Here is a 14,165-nt window from a genome sequence, read left to right as displayed (position 1 = left end):
CCCGCGCTCCCTCGCGTCAGCGCGGCGATACGGAGGCGGTGAACAGGCTCGTCAGGTCGTCGAGACGCACCACGAGCAGGACGCCCACGGCGGCGGTGGCCACGGCCAGGGCGACACCGGCCGGATGCGCCGCAGATCCGGCCGGCGTCGTCCTGGCCGCGACCTCGGCCGCGAGACCGATGCAGCCCACCGCCATCAGGATGAGATTGCGCACCACGTGCGTCCGGCCGAGCGGAGTGGCGGAGGCGCCGAAGCACCTGCACGGCGCGCGCCGCCCTCGCCGCATGGCGGCCGAGATGCCGGCGGTCAGGACGGCGAGCAGCACCGTCGCCGCCGCGAAGCCCAGGAACAGGGCGGACGGCAGCGCCAGCAGCAGGATCACCGCGGCCTCCGCGGTCAGCACGGCATACGCGGCCACCACGGACACCGGTCGCGGAAGCACGCCGAGCGCCACGATCGAGGCCACGAACTCGTCCAGAGCCGCCCGCCCGCGGACCTTGCCCACCAGCGCGGTCGCAAAGACCCCGGCCAGCAACACCCGGCACGTGAGCATCAGATAGACCATCTTGACCGTCCCGCCGCACGAGACCCGCACGCGCACACGCCCGAGCCGAATCATTCACCCGTGCCCGGGCCTGGCTGCGAAGCCGCTACCAGGCCCGGTGTCACACCTAGCTACCGCATAGGGCGTACGCGGTGCAGGCTCCGCAGCCGGTCGTGCCTCCGACGACGAAGCAGAGCTTCCTGAACTTGCTCCGCTCCCTGCAGTAGCAGTGCGCGTAGTAGCTGGTGTCGGCCTTGGCGGTCGCCTTCGGCACCAGCCTCGCCAGCACCCGGTCGCCAAGCATTCCCAGAACACCGGTCATGTGACTTCACTCCTCCGTAGAGCGATGTGGTCTGACCAAAACGCTATTTTGAGGGCATACAGCCACCGATACAGCGGAGCTACATCCGAGCGGTGAGCAGCCTCTCCAGCACCGGATCGGGCTGCAGGGCGGGCGACGCGAAGAGCTCCCCGGCCCGGCGGGAATCCTCCGCCGCTGCGGGGTCCCCCAGCGCGGCGCGGGCCCTGGCGAGCTGGCGGGTGGCGGCGGCCTGGCCGTAGAGCTCGCCGGCCTGGACCGTCAGTTCCAGCACGCGGGCCAGGTCGGCGACGGCGGCGGCCGGGTCGCCCCGTCTCAGCCACATCTCCGACCTGCTGAGCAGCGCCTCCCACTCATCCTCCCGGTTACCGGTCTCGCGGCAGTGGCGCACCGCTTCCCCGAGCGTGGCCAGCGCCTCGTCCCGGCGGTCGAGCAGGCAGTAGGCGCGGCCGAGCGCGGCCAGGGTGATGCTCTCCCCGAACGAGTCGCCGTTCGATCTCCGGATGCCCAGGCACCGCTGGAGGCAGTCCGCCGCCTCGGTGAACCGGCCGAGCCGCAGCAGGACCTCGCCCAGGTTGTGCATGACCATCCCGACCCGGCTGGACTCATGCGCTTCGAGCAGCCGCAGGCCCGCGGTGATCTCGCCGAGGGCGTCATCGAGGTCGCCGTTGCGCATGCTCAGCCAGCCGAGGTTGTGCAGCGCGAGCCCCTCGGCCGCCCGGTCGCCCAGGTCGCGCCGGAGTTCCAGCGCGCGGTGCAGGCGGTCGCGGGCCGCGTCGAGCCGGCCGGTTCTCCACTCCACCAGCCCCAGCATCGTGAGCGCCGCCGCCTCCGTGGAACGGTCGCCCCCTCTCCGCGCCACCTCGATGGCGAGCCGTGCGACGGTCTCGTACTCCCGCCAGTGGCCGAACTTGGTCGCCAGGGCCCTGACCAGCGGCGTCAGATCGGTGACGAAGGACGCGACCGCCGGCTCCCCCGCCGCGGCCTGGACGGCGGCCGCGATCAGGCACGGTATCTCGGTTTCGAACCACCGCGCCGCCTCGGCGGGGCTGTGCAGAGCCACCCCGGTGTCCCGCCGGCTCGGCCGGTGTCCGTCGCCGGATCCCAGGTGTGGCTGGAGCAGATCGTTCACCTGGTGGCAGAGATCGAGGTAACGGTCGAGCGCGCGCCGGACGGCCTGCGCGCGCTCGACCGGCGGGTCGTGAATGACGGCCAGCTCCGCCGCGAACAGCCTCAGCAGGTCGTGCATGCGGAACCGCCCGTCGCCGACCGGCTCGATCAGACGGGCCTCCGTCAGCTCATCGAGTGCCTCCTCGGCCACGTCCAGGCCGGCGTCGAGGAGCGCGGCGACGTGCCCGACGCTGACCTCGGGCACGGCGAGCACGCCGAACAGCCGGAAGGCGCGTGCGGCGGCGTCGGTGGCCCGGCCCGAGCCGGTCGTCAGCGCCGCGTAGCCGACCTCGAAACAGGATCGGACGCCCAGGTCCGCCGCCCGCAGCTCGTCCAGCCGTCGCCGCTGGTCGCGCAGGCGCTCGCCGAACCGGGTGAGCGACCAGTCGGGACGACCGGCGAGACGGGCGCCGGCGATGCGCAGCGCCAGCGGATGGTAGCCGCACCAGCGCGCGATGTCGGCCGCCGTCTCGGCCTCGGCGTCCACTCTGGCCCGGCCCGCCAGCAGCGTGAGCATCCGCACCGAGTCCGCCTCGTCGAACACGTCGACGGCGACCGGCGCGGCGTCCATGGTGGTCAGCGCCGCCCGGCTGGTGACCAGCGCCGCGCAGCCGCCGGCCGCCGGCAGCAACGGAGCCACCTGGGCCGCGTCGACGGCGTTGTCGAGGACGACCAGGACCCGCCGGCCGGCCAGTAGCGACTGGTAGTGGGTGGCCGCCTCCGCCGGTGCCGCGGGCACCTCCCCGTGAGGCACTCCCAGCGCCCTCAGGAAACGGCCGAGCACCTCGGCGGGACGCAGGGGCAACAGGCCAGGGCTCGACCCCTGCAGGTCGACGTAGAGCTGACCGTCGGAGTAGCGGTCGATCACCGCATACGCCGCCCGCAGCGCCAGCGCCGACTTGCCGACCCCGCCCAGGCCGTGCAGCGCCAGCACGCGCGGCCCGGCGCCCGGCTCCGAGCCGTCGCACAGCACGGTGAGCATCCGGGTGAGCTCGGCCGACCGGCCCACGAACGCCACGGGCTCCCGGGGAAGCTGGCGCGGGCGGAGACGTTCGTCACCGGCCCGCACAGCCGCGGTGTCCTCACCGGCCCGCACAGCCGTGGCGTCCTCACCGGCCCGCACATTCGCGGCGTCCTCACCGGCCCGTGTCCTCACCGGCGACATCAGATCCTCGTCCCGGCGCAGGACCGCCTGGTGCAGGCGGCACAGCTCGGGGCCGGGGTCGAGTCCGAGCTCCTCGGCCAGGACCCGGCGGGCCGCGCCGAACACGTCCAGCGCGCCGACCACGTCGCCGCACCGGTACAGGGCCACCATGAGCTGGCCGTGCAACCGCTCCCGAAGGGGATGCTGCCCGATCAGCTCGCGCAGCCGCCCGATCGTCGCCATGGGCCTGCCCTGCGCGAGCTGGATCTCGGTGTGCTCCTCCACCGCGCTCAGATACTGGTCGGTGAGACGGGCGACCACCTCGCGCAGGGCCGGCCCCGTGGGCACGTCCTCGGCCGCCGTCCCTCGCCACAGCGCCAGCGCCCGGGTGTAGGCGTCCCGCGCCGTGTCGAGGTCCCCCCGGGCCAGCGCCTGGCGACCGCGTGCGGACAGCGCCTCGAAGGCGAACAGGTCGGACTCGGCCGGCTCGATCCGCAGCAGATAGCCGGCGTCCAGGGTGACCAGTCGCTCGGCGGCCGGGTCGTCGGCGGGGGGCAGCAGCTTGCGCAACTGCATGAGATAGGTGCGCAGGTTCGCCACCGCGGAGCGAGGGGGTCGCTCGTCCCACACCTCCGCCACCAGCGACCGGACCGGCACGATGTGGCCGGCGCGTGCGAGCAGCAGGGCGAGAACCGTGCGCTGCTTCGGTGCCGCGATCCGTACGGGGGAGTCACCGGCCTGGACCAGCAGCGGGCCGAGGAGTCGAAACCTCACCGTCTTGCCTTCCTCACCTGCCCCTTCGCCCATGGCTACAGTGCCGGCCCGCCCAGTTGCCGCAGCGCGACGCCCAGCAGCCGGTCGGCGGGAAAGAATCCCCGCTGCCGGGAGTCGACGCTGTCCCTGTTGTCCCCGAGGACCACCAGCATCCCGGAGGGGACACGTGACACGCCGTCACCGGCGGCGATCCCCAGCGGAACCGGGTCACCGGGGAGCGCGGCGACCCTTTTGATGTTCCAGCGCCCGCCGTCCGCGGCGGCGGGTCCGGGCGCGTATCGACCGCCGGGATCGAGAGGGGGTTCGAGCACGACGACATCGCCCCGGCTCAGCCGGTCGATCCGACGCCGCCGCACCAGGACGCGGTCACCGTCGGCCAGCGTCGGCGCCATGCTCGTCCCCTCAACGGTGATCACCACATAGCGCCTGCGGGCCCAGAGGGCTCCCACGACCAGCACGAGAACACCGGCAAGCAGCCCACGAAAGATCAACTTCGCCGCACCCTTCCGCCACAGGTCCGAGGGTTGGTCCACTCCCGGGAAACGATCTCCATTGACGTGACATCTGTCAAACGGTCCCGGTGGGCCGTCCGGCCGGGGTGGTCAGTGGCTACGGTCTTTGCGGGGGCGGTTGAGCAGCAGGTCGGCGGCGCGGGAAAGGACCTGGGCTCGGGTGCGGTCGCCGTGGTCAGCGGCGAGGAAGTGCTCGCCGATCGCCAGGCAGAAGGCGAGCATGCTGCGGGCCTCGACCTCGTCGGCATCGGAGCAGAAGGTGCCGATCATCTCACGCAGCAGTCCCATGCGCCGGTTGTCCACCCGTCGCAGACGCTCGGCGACCGCCTCGTCGCGCCGGGCCCAGTCCCGGATCGCGAGGTCGATGGGCAGCAGGCGGTCGCTGGAGAAGGTGAGCACGCCCGCGCGTCGGATTTTGGCCCTCGGGTCGCCGCCCTCGCGCTCGATGCGTTCGAGCACCTCGTCGGTGCTCTCCCGCTCCCAGGCGTCCAGCATCGCCTTCAGCAGCGCGTCTCGGTCGGCGAAAAACCCGTAGAACCCGCCTTTCGTGACACCGAGCCTCTTCGCCAGCGTCTCGACGCGGACGGCATCCGGGCCGTCGGCAGCCAATGCCCGCAGCCCCTCCTCGATCCACCTGTCACGCGGTGTGCGAGTTGCGCCCACGATATGTCCACCTCACTTCTCCACCGTTTATACGCCCCCGTATATACGCCTCCGTACAAACGGGCTAGCCTCAGTTTATACGGGGGCGTACACATGAACGGAGACAGCGAGATGACCATCGGCTTCATTGACAGTGCCGTGGGGACGCGCAACATCCCCGAATCCGTCCGAGCGCTCAGCTCGTTGCCTGACATCGACTACGCCGACCGCTTCACCCTCTCCACGAACGCGGACGCGACACCGGAGCAGTGGGCTCGGGCGATGTTCGGCCACGTCCCCACCGCCGCGGAGCAGCTGATCTGGCGCGGTCTCCTCGGCCTCCGACTCAGCCGAGGACGATCGCCGGACACCGTGGCCGGATGGCGGATCGGCGAACGTGGCGAAGACTGGATCCGGCTCGAGGCCGCCTCCTGGTTTCTGACCGGCAATCTTCTCGTACAGGCAACCGATGGGCGAGTGTCGCTGGGGACCTTCCTGCGCTATGACCGGCGTCTGGGCCATGGCGTGTGGCCTCCCTTGTCCGCCATCCATCGCCGGCTGGTACCCGGGGTGCTCCGCGACGCCGCGGCGAAGATCGCACAGTTCACGGAATGAGCCGCCTTCACCGACGCGAAGATCGAATCGTTCAGCGGGCCGCCGAGGCAGGCGTGGCGACAGGAGCGAGAAGGACTTTCCGCGCCGTGGCGGACGGGCCGGCCCCTGGCCGCCACCCTTGCCGTGTGGCGTTCTCTCACCATGCGTACCACTCGCCCTCGGCTCGCCGGCGCCGGCGGGTGGACGGCAAGCGGGTGACCGGGTGATGCGAGTACTGACCTGGAACGTGTGGTGGCGGTTCGGCCCCTGGCAGGCACGGCGGCAGGCGATCGCGGCAACCTTGGGAGAGCTCGACTGCGATCTCATCGGGCTGCAGGAGGTCTGGGCCGAAGGCCAGGAGAACCTGGCCGGATGGCTCGCCGACCGGCTTGGCATGCACTGGGCCTGGACGGCCTCCGATCGGCCCGGCCGCTGGCACGACCGCCTCGGCGACACGACGGCCGACGTCGGCGACGCCGTCCTCAGCCGGTGGCCGATCATCGACAGCGCCACGCTGCGACTGCCCGCCGCGGGCGGCCGCGACGACGGCCACCAGGCCCTGCACACCCTCGTGGACGCCCCCACGCGGCCGGTCGCGTTCTTCACCACACACCTCAACTCCGCTCCGCACGAATCCGCGGTCCGTTGCGCCCAGGTCACGGCCTTGGCCCGTTTCATCGCCGCCCACCAGGACGGCACCGCCTTCCCGGTCGTGGTCACCGGCGACTACAACGCCCTGCCCGACTCCGACGAGATGCGGCTGCTGGGCGGGTACAGGACCGCCCCCGCCGTCCCCGGCCAGGTCCTGCTGGACGCCTGGGAGTACGCCGACCCGGCTGCGCCTGCGGCCACCTGGGATCCCGCCAATCCCCATGCCGCGCAGATCCACGAGCCGCCCGGACGCATCGACTACATTCACGTCGGCCCGCCCGGCCCCGGCGGCCTCGGCCACATCCGCTCCGTACGCCGCGCAGGTGACCGGCCCGTCGACGGCGTGTGGCCCTCCGACCATGCCGCCGTGCTCGCCGACCTGGCCACGCGGGCCGACCACGAGTGATCACGACTCGTGCCGTCCCCCCCCTCCACCGGGCCGGCGCTCGATCATGCCCTTACCCGGACCGTTGAGCGCGGCCGAGAATCCAATTCTGTCCGAAATGTCAGCATTTGTATGTGTTTTGACCTGCGAAGTGAGGTGTGTCATCGTACGTAGACATCAGCCGTAGACTTAGAGGGACAGACATGATCAGGCACCACCGGGTCCGGGCGGCGTCCGGGCGCATTCTCGTCCCGAGCTTGGTGTTCGTCGGGATGGTGGTCGCCGTCATCAGCAGTCTGGGGGCGCCGCTCATCCCGGCGGTCGCCGCCGCCAACAACGTCTCCCTGAGCGACGCGCAGTGGTCTCTGACCATCTCGTTCCTGGTCAGCGCGGTGGCCACACCGCTGATGGGCCGTCTCGGCGACGGGCCGCACCGCCGGGCGGTGATCCTGACCGGCCTCGGGATCGTCACCGTCGGCGGAGTGCTGGCGGCTCTTCCGCTGGGGTTCGCCTCTCTCCTGACGGGACGCGGCCTTCAGGGGGTCGGCCTCGGGCTCATCCCGCTGAGCATGGCCGTGGCCCGCGACGCGCTCCCGGTGGAACGGGCCCGTCCGGCGGTGGCGACGCTGTCGATCACCACCGCCGCCGGAATCGGCCTCGGCTATCCGATCACCGGGCTGATCGCCCAGTACGGCGGTCTGCACGCGGCGTTCTGGTTCGGCGCGGCGGTGAGCGCCCTGGCCTTTGTCGTCGCGACGCTCGTGATCCCGTCCTCGGCTCACCACCCGCACCGGCGCCTCGACGCCTCCGGCGCGGTCCTGCTGGGCGCGGCGCTGGCCGGTCTGCTGCTCGCCATCAGCGAGGGCGGGAGCTGGGGGTGGGCCTCTGCCCGACTGGTCGTCGTCGGCGTCCTGTCACTCGCCGGGCTCGCCGGCTGGGTCCTGCTGGAGCTGCGCCGTACGCATCCGCTCGTCGAGGTGCGGTTGTTGCGCCTGCGGACGGTGTTCACCGCGGACGTGACCGTGCTGCTGACCGGGGTCGGGTTCTACCTTCTGGTCTCACTGATGACGAGGTTCGTCCAGACACCGCTCAGCAGCGGCTACGGGCTCGGCGCCTCCACCACCGTGGCCGGGCTGGTCCTGCTGCCGTTCTCCGCCGCCAGCCTCGCCGCCTCAAAAATCGCGCCCGCCCTGGTCCGGCGTGTCTCGGCCGGTGCCGTACCGCCCATCGGATCGGGAGTGATGGTGCTCAGCATGCTGATGTTCACCTACGCGCGCGGCAACCTGTGGGAGATCATCGTCATCATGGGGATCGCCGGGCTCGGGGTCGGCTGCATCCTCGCCGTTCTTCCCGGGTTCATCGTCGGTTCGGTGCCCGCCCACGAGACCGGAAGCGCCCTGAGCTTCAACCAGGTGCTCCGCTACATCGGTTTCGCCGTCGGCAGCGCGCTGAGCGCCGTGGTGCTCCAAGCCCACACCGCGCCCGGCCGGGCCCTCCCCGAGGGGGACGGTTACACGGTCGCCGGGCTCATCTCCTGCGGTGTCTGGGTCCTCACCGCCGCCGTGACCCTCGTGCTGCCTCGCCTGCGAACCCGTACGTCCGCACACTCCGTCCCGGAGGAGCCCGTGCACGCCGTCCGGGAAGAGGAGACGGGGGCCGGCCCCGACAGATCAAGAGCATCGTCCGCACGGTGCCCAACGTGAACGACGACGCGTCACCAGGCACGAGGATGGGCTCATGACCAAGGAAACGACTCCTCGGCGCCGCGACTCGGCGGCCAGCCGCGACCGGCTGTTGAGCGCGGCGGGCGAACTGTTCGCCGATCGCGGGTTCGACCGGACCTCGGCCCGTGAGATCGGCGAACGCGCCGGCGTCGACCCCACGATGATCGCCCGATACTTCGGCGGGAAGGCTCAGCTCTTCATCGCGGTCCTCCGCGCCGAGGCGGACAGGCCCGCCGACCTTCTCGACCCCGATCGGCTGACCACGCTGCTCGACCGTATGGACCGCCATGGTCCCGGCCCGGTCATCCAGGCCGGCATCCGGCCCTACGGCGACGCCGAGGCCCAGGCCGCCGCCCGCGCGGAACTCCAGCGCCGCATGGTCACACCGCTGCGCGAGCGCCTGGCCCGCGAAGGCGACGAGCAGGCGGATCTCCGCGCCGAGCTGCTCGTCGCCGCCTTCATCGGCGTCATCCTCAGCCGTCACGCCGGAGCCTTCGAGCACCTCGCCGGAGCGACCACCTCCGAACTCCTGTCCCTCCTCCAGGATCTCCTCGGGGTCAAGGGCCACGAAATGTGAACCTTTCATCCTCCTGACGGCGAACGCCCAGCTCACCCGCCCTCGACCGTGCGTCACCGTTGTTACCGACCGGTGGTTCGGAGATGGTGGGGGCCCCGAAGCACCCTGAATCCCAGGAGGAGACCCGTGCAGACGCTCCCCCGCACCTTGCTCCGAAGTTCGCTCGCGGCCGCAGGCGCCATGTTGCTGCTCATCACCGCGCTGGTCGTGCCCGCGCAGGCGCACGGTTCGGTGAGCGACCCCCCATCCCGCAACTACGGCTGCTGGCAGCGCTGGGGCAGTGACTTCCAGAACCCGCAGATGGCCACCCAGGACCCCATGTGCTGGCAGGCCTGGCAGGACGATCCGCAGGCCATGTGGAACTGGAACGGCCTGTACCGCGAAGGCGTGGCCGGCAACCACCAGGCGGCCATCCCCGACGGACAACTCTGCAGCGCCGGCAACACCTGGGACGGCCGCTACGCGGCGATGGACGTCCCCGGGGCGTGGAAGACGGTCGACAAACCCGCCCGCTTCACGCTGAACCTCCTCGACCAGGCCCTGCACGGCGCGGACTACATTCGCGTGTACGCGACCAAACAGGGCTTCAACCCCAAGACGCAGCCTCTGCGCTGGAGCGATCTGGAACTGGTCGGCCAGACGGGCCGCGTTCCCACGGGCGCCACGACTCCCGTCGAGGTGAACGCCCCGGGCCGCTCCGGCCACCACATCGTGTACACGGTCTGGCAGGCCAGTCACCTGGACCAGTCGTACTACTTCTGCAGTGACGTGAACTTCACGGGCTCGAACCCCTCACCCACCCCCACGCCGACTCCGACCCCCACACCGACGCCCACTCCCACTCCCACGCCGACCCCGACCCCGACTCCCACGCCCAGCCCCGGCCAGGGCTGCTCGGCCACCTACCGGGTCGCGTCCTCGTGGGGCGGCGGCTTCCAGGCCGAGGTCAGCGTCGCCGCCGGCTCGGCCGCGATCTCCGGCTGGACGGTCACCTGGACGTTCGCCGGCGGGCAGACGATCAACTCGTCGTGGAATGCGACGGTGACGAGCAGCGGATCCGCCGTGACGGCCCGCAACGTCGCGTACAACGGCTCGCTCGGCGCCGGGGCCGCGACGACGTTCGGCCTCCTCGTTTCCGGCACACCCGGCACCGCGCCCGCGGTGACCTGCCGCTCCACCTGATCATCTGATGATCCGCGCCCGCCCGCCGGCCGTTCCGGCGGGCCGGCGCGCATGCTGCGGGCAACGCCCGGAATGCGCCGGACGGCGGGGCCGTACCCGTCAGGGCTCCACTAGAGTGTTGATCATGCGCTGGTGGTATCGCGAGTCGTCTCGACAGCTCCTGGCCGTGCCGCCGGTGTTCCTCTGCCTGCTGGTTCCGGGCGGCAGGCTGGTGCAATCCCTTGCCGCTTGGGACATCTTCGCGGTGGTCTACCTGCTGCTCACCTGGTTCACTCTCCGTGGACGCGAACCGTCGACCCTGCGGGCGATAGCGCTCGCGCCGGGCAGACGGGAGTTCCGCGGCAGCGGCTTGGTCCTGAAGCCGGAGCAGCTCGCCCAGAGTGCCGCCTTCTTCGCTCTGCTCGCGACCGTCTGGGCGATGCCGCAGGCCCGGGACTTCGGCACCTCGCCGATCCTGGTGCTCACGGTCTGCGCCCTGGCGGTGGTCACCTCCTGGCTGACCCTGCAGATCGGCTTCGTCATCGCATACCTGCGTACGTACGCCGAGACAGGCGGGATAACGTTCCCAGGCGACGACGAGCCCGGACTGGTCGACTTCCTCTACTTCGCCGTCTCGGTCGGCACGACGTTCGGCACCACCGACGTCACGGTAACCCAGAGCCGGATGCGGGGCCAGGTCCTCGCACACGGCATATTCGCGTTCATCTTTAACACCCTCATTCTCGCCGTCGCCATCACGATCGTGACCTCCTACATCGCGGGCTCGTGAAGGAGCCGTCAGTCGCGCGTCCGGCAGGGCGACAGCGTGGCTGACGGTGCTCTGCGCCACATGGACGCCCCACCGGCCCGGACCGATACGGTGTAGCGGTAGCGCCGCCGCCGGAAGCGCCCTTCGCCGGTTCCACCCTCCCGACAACTGAGGACTTACTCATTCAGCCGGTCGTGGGTCTCACCGCGAGGTCGGCGCCTCCGCGCAGCTCGCGCCGTAGCATGCGGGCGTGGCGCAGGCAGTCCCTGGCCAGGTGGGCGCGGCCGGCGGATCGGTGCAGCTCGCCGAGCGTCTGGATCGCGGCGGCCTCCCCGCTCCGGTCGCCGAGCTGCTGGAAGATCGTCAGAGATCGCTCCAGCTGGGCGGAGGCGTCCGACCTGTCACCGCGGACCATCTGGAGCCTGCCCAGGCCCCGCATGGCGTAGGCCCCGCAGTGACGGTCTCCGAGGCTCTCGAAGATGTCCAGCGCGTGCCCCTGGAAGCGCATCGCCTGGTCCGCGTCGGCGGCCAGATCGTGCAGCCGCCCGAACTGCATGGACACCGCCCCCTCCCGGTGGGGGTCGCCCAGCTCCCTGGCCAGGCGGAGCGCCTGGCCGAGCCACTTCGAGGCCTGGGCCGGGTCCCCCGACTCCAGGCAGACCCGCCCGATCGCCTGCCGCGCGTACGCCTCGCCGCCCTGATCGCCTATGGCGAGGAACATCGCGAGGGCCTTGCGGAAATATTCGAGGGCCACCGGATACCCACCGCAGAACTGGTTCACCGCCCCCAGCCCGCAGATCGAGGTCGCCTCGCCCCGCGTGTCGCCCAGCTCGCGGAAGATCGCGCGAGATCGCCGGAACATCCTCGCCGACTCGGCGTAACGGTCCTGGTAGAGGCAGACCTGAGCCAGGCCGCGAAGCATGGCCGCCTCGCCGTCGAGGTCCTCGGCGAGACGGGCGGCGGCCAGGGCGATCCGGTGCGTGTGCTGCCACGCGTCGAAGTGGCATCGCAGGTCGAAGTAGGGGACGAAGGCCGCGGCGAGGCCCCAGGCCGCCTGGGCCAGTCCCGCGTCGGCGGCCAGGCGTACGGCGCCCACCAGCGTGTCGTGCTCGATGTCGAACCACGACAGCGGGTCGGCGGTCAGCCGCCCGACGGTGTCGCCCGCCAGATTCCAGCGGACGGCCTTCTCCGACGTCATGCCGAAGACCGTGGTCGGCAGCCGCGCCGTGGCGTTCTCGGCGATGGCCATCCACGCTCCGAGCACCCTGGTGAGCGCATGCCGTTCGGGTTCACCGCCGGCCTTCTCCCTGGCCGCGCAGCGGAGCAGGTCGTGCAGCCGGAAGCGGGACTGGCCGATCGGGTCGGTCCCGGCGAGCCGCAACAGGTTCGCGTCGACCAGGATGTCCATCACGTCGTCGGCCCTGTGCCGGTCCAGCACCGCGTCGACCACCCAGCCGGGGAGGGAGTCCGGACCGAGGAGACCGAGCACGCGGAAGGTCAGGGCGGCGTCGGCGGGCAGCAGCCGGTAGCTCCGGTCGAAGCTGACCCGCACCCCCAGATCTCCCGCGCACAGCTCGCCCAGCCTGCCCGACTCGTCGTCCAGCCGCTGCCGCAGCACGCGCGGCGACCAGTCCGGCCTTCCGGCCAGCCGCGCTCCGGCGATCCTGACGGCCAGCGGCAGGTAGTCGCAGTGGCGCACGATCGCCGCGGCGGCCTCTCTATCCCCGGCCAGCCGCTCGACGCCCACGATCCTGCCGAGAAACTCCTCCGCCTCTTCCCGGGGCAGCACGTCCAGCTCCAGGCGCACCGCACCGGGGAGCTCCGTGAGCCGCCGCCGGCTCGTCACGAGCACCGCGCAACCGCTGCCCGGCAGCAGCGGGCGCACCTGCGCGGCACCGGCGGCGTCGTCGAGGAGCACGAGCATCGGGCGCTCGGCCAGCAGGGACCTGTACAGCGCGGATCGTTCGTGCACGGTGTGCGGCAGGCCGTTCTCGCCGGCTCCCAGTGCCCGCAACGCCTGGGCCAGCAACTCTCCGGGGTCGGCCGGCTCGCGGGCGGTGCCGCCGAGGTTCAGGTAGAGCTGCCCGCCGGGATAGTCGGCCCGTACGGCATGCGCGCAGTGCACGGCCAGCGCCGACTTGCCCACTCCCGGCGGCCCCGCCACCACGACGATCGAGGGCGGCCCGTCCGGCGGCCGTTCCCGGGGCGAGAGCGCCTGTTTGAGCGCGGCGACCGCGTCGGCCCGGCCGGTGAAGTCCGGAACGTCCGCGGGAAGCTGATGGGGGGTGTGAAGGGCGGCGGACGGCGGCGGCTCCTCCGCCAGGACGACCGCGTGCGTCCGGCGCAGTTCCGCGCCGGGTTCGACGCCGAGCTCGGCGACCAGCCGCTGCCTGAGCACGGTATAGGTGTGAAGCGCCTCGGCCTGCCGTCCGCCGCGGTGCAGGGCGAGCATCAGGCGTTGCGCGAGATCCTCCCGGAAGGGGTGTTCGGCCAGCAGCCCGCGTAGCTCGCCGATCGCACCGGCGTACTGGCCCCGGGCCATTCTCAGGTCGATCAGCTCTTCGGCGGCGCCGAGCCGTACTTCCGTGAGCGACCGCAGGCGGCGCTCCCAGAGCACGCTGTTCGGCAGGTCCGCCAGCGGGGTGCCACGCCACAGCGCGAGAGCCCGGCACAACCGATCGAAGGCCTCCTCCGTACGTCCCGCCGCCCGCGCTCCGGCGATCAGGTCCTCGAAGAGCAGCACGTCGAGCTGCTCGACCGGCACCTCGATCGCGTAACCGTGCGGATGCGCCCGGATATCGACGCCCGCGGCCCTGAGACCGCCGCGCAGCGAGCTCACGTAGGTGCGGAGGTTCGCGTGGGCGGACCGGGGACGGTGTCGTGGCCAGAGCACCTCGAGGAGGAAGTCCGCGGTGACCACCTGGTTCGCGTCGAGCAGCAGGGTGGCCAGCAGGATGCGGGGCTTGGTGCCCCCGAGGTGGAGAGGGCGTCCCGAGACCCGGACGTCCAGCGGACCGAGCAGGCTGAATGTGGGCTGATCAACCACCATGACCGCGCTTACTCCTCCCGAGGAGGCGTTGCAACCATTCATGCGGGTTATGTCATTTGACCCTTATAGATCTTTGTATCGACTTTGGATGTCCCATGTGCGACTTATCTCCAGCCTTAACCACCCCAGCCTTAACTCCCGTAAGAGCTC

The 14,165-nt window shown here is 71.3% G+C and carries 12 protein-coding genes; 6 read left to right on the top strand and 6 right to left on the bottom strand.

Translation table 11 applies throughout. The features are described from left to right. Positions 1 to 16: 16 nt before the first annotated feature. From DKM19_RS18760 to DKM19_RS18740, 5 genes are all read right to left on the bottom strand, one after another. The gene (locus DKM19_RS18760; RefSeq protein WP_110696916.1) at positions 17 to 601 is read right to left on the bottom strand and encodes a MauE/DoxX family redox-associated membrane protein; all 585 of its coding nucleotides are present in this window, start codon (positions 599 to 601) and stop codon (positions 17 to 19) included. Positions 602 to 671: 70 nt separating this feature from the next. After that, positions 672 to 866, bottom strand: a complete 195-nt coding sequence (locus DKM19_RS18755) for a hypothetical protein (protein WP_110696914.1) — start codon at positions 864 to 866, stop codon at positions 672 to 674. A gap of 79 nt (positions 867 to 945) precedes the next feature. Beyond that, positions 946 to 3,951, bottom strand: coding sequence for a BTAD domain-containing putative transcriptional regulator (locus tag DKM19_RS18750; RefSeq protein ID WP_162641591.1), 3,006 nt, complete (start codon positions 3,949 to 3,951; stop codon positions 946 to 948). 35 nt (positions 3,952 to 3,986) lie between these two features. Next, positions 3,987 to 4,442, bottom strand: coding sequence for a S26 family signal peptidase (locus DKM19_RS18745; protein ID WP_239514317.1), 456 nt, complete (start codon positions 4,440 to 4,442; stop codon positions 3,987 to 3,989). 111 nt (positions 4,443 to 4,553) lie between these two features. After that, entirely contained in the window at positions 4,554 to 5,126 is a 573-nt protein-coding gene (locus DKM19_RS18740; RefSeq protein WP_110696910.1) for a TetR/AcrR family transcriptional regulator, read from the bottom strand. Positions 5,127 to 5,237: 111 nt separating this feature from the next. Here DKM19_RS18740 and DKM19_RS18735 point away from each other — a divergent pair, with 111 nt between their 5' ends. The 6 genes from DKM19_RS18735 to DKM19_RS18710 all read left to right on the top strand — a co-directional run bounded on the left by DKM19_RS18735 (position 5,238) and on the right by DKM19_RS18710 (position 10,987). Next, on the top strand, positions 5,238 to 5,720 hold the full coding sequence (locus DKM19_RS18735; protein WP_110696908.1) for a DUF2867 domain-containing protein: 483 nt from the start codon (positions 5,238 to 5,240) through the stop codon (positions 5,718 to 5,720). Between the two features lie 205 nt (positions 5,721 to 5,925). After that, positions 5,926 to 6,756 carry an endonuclease/exonuclease/phosphatase family protein gene (locus DKM19_RS18730; RefSeq protein ID WP_110696906.1) on the top strand — a complete coding sequence of 277 codons (831 nt, stop codon included), beginning with the start codon at positions 5,926 to 5,928 and terminating at the stop codon, positions 6,754 to 6,756. A gap of 182 nt (positions 6,757 to 6,938) precedes the next feature. Beyond that, complete coding sequence (locus tag DKM19_RS18725) at positions 6,939 to 8,438, top strand: MFS transporter (RefSeq protein ID WP_110696904.1); 1,500 nt, start codon at positions 6,939 to 6,941, stop codon at positions 8,436 to 8,438. A 34-nt stretch (positions 8,439 to 8,472) separates the two neighbouring features. Further along, a complete protein-coding gene (locus DKM19_RS18720; RefSeq protein WP_110696902.1) occupies positions 8,473 to 9,036 on the top strand; it encodes a TetR/AcrR family transcriptional regulator in 564 nt (187 codons plus the stop codon). A 126-nt stretch (positions 9,037 to 9,162) separates the two neighbouring features. Continuing rightward, entirely contained in the window at positions 9,163 to 10,218 is a 1,056-nt protein-coding gene (locus tag DKM19_RS52970; protein WP_204358859.1) for a lytic polysaccharide monooxygenase, read from the top strand. A 124-nt stretch (positions 10,219 to 10,342) separates the two neighbouring features. Continuing rightward, the gene (locus DKM19_RS18710) at positions 10,343 to 10,987 is read left to right on the top strand and encodes a DUF1345 domain-containing protein (protein ID WP_162641590.1); all 645 of its coding nucleotides are present in this window, start codon (positions 10,343 to 10,345) and stop codon (positions 10,985 to 10,987) included. Positions 10,988 to 11,150: 163 nt separating this feature from the next. Here the strand turns inward: DKM19_RS18710 and DKM19_RS18705 are convergent, their stop codons facing one another. Continuing rightward, on the bottom strand, positions 11,151 to 14,015 hold the full coding sequence (locus DKM19_RS18705; RefSeq protein ID WP_110696898.1) for an AfsR/SARP family transcriptional regulator: 2,865 nt from the start codon (positions 14,013 to 14,015) through the stop codon (positions 11,151 to 11,153). Positions 14,016 to 14,165: the final 150 nt, after the last annotated feature.

Source organism: Streptosporangium sp. 'caverna' (assembly GCF_003203775.1).
Taxonomy (GTDB): domain Bacteria; phylum Actinomycetota; class Actinomycetes; order Streptosporangiales; family Streptosporangiaceae; genus Streptosporangium; species Streptosporangium subroseum.
The sequence above is the reverse complement of the archived record's forward strand: the minus strand, read 5'-3'. Positions and strand labels throughout refer to the sequence as shown.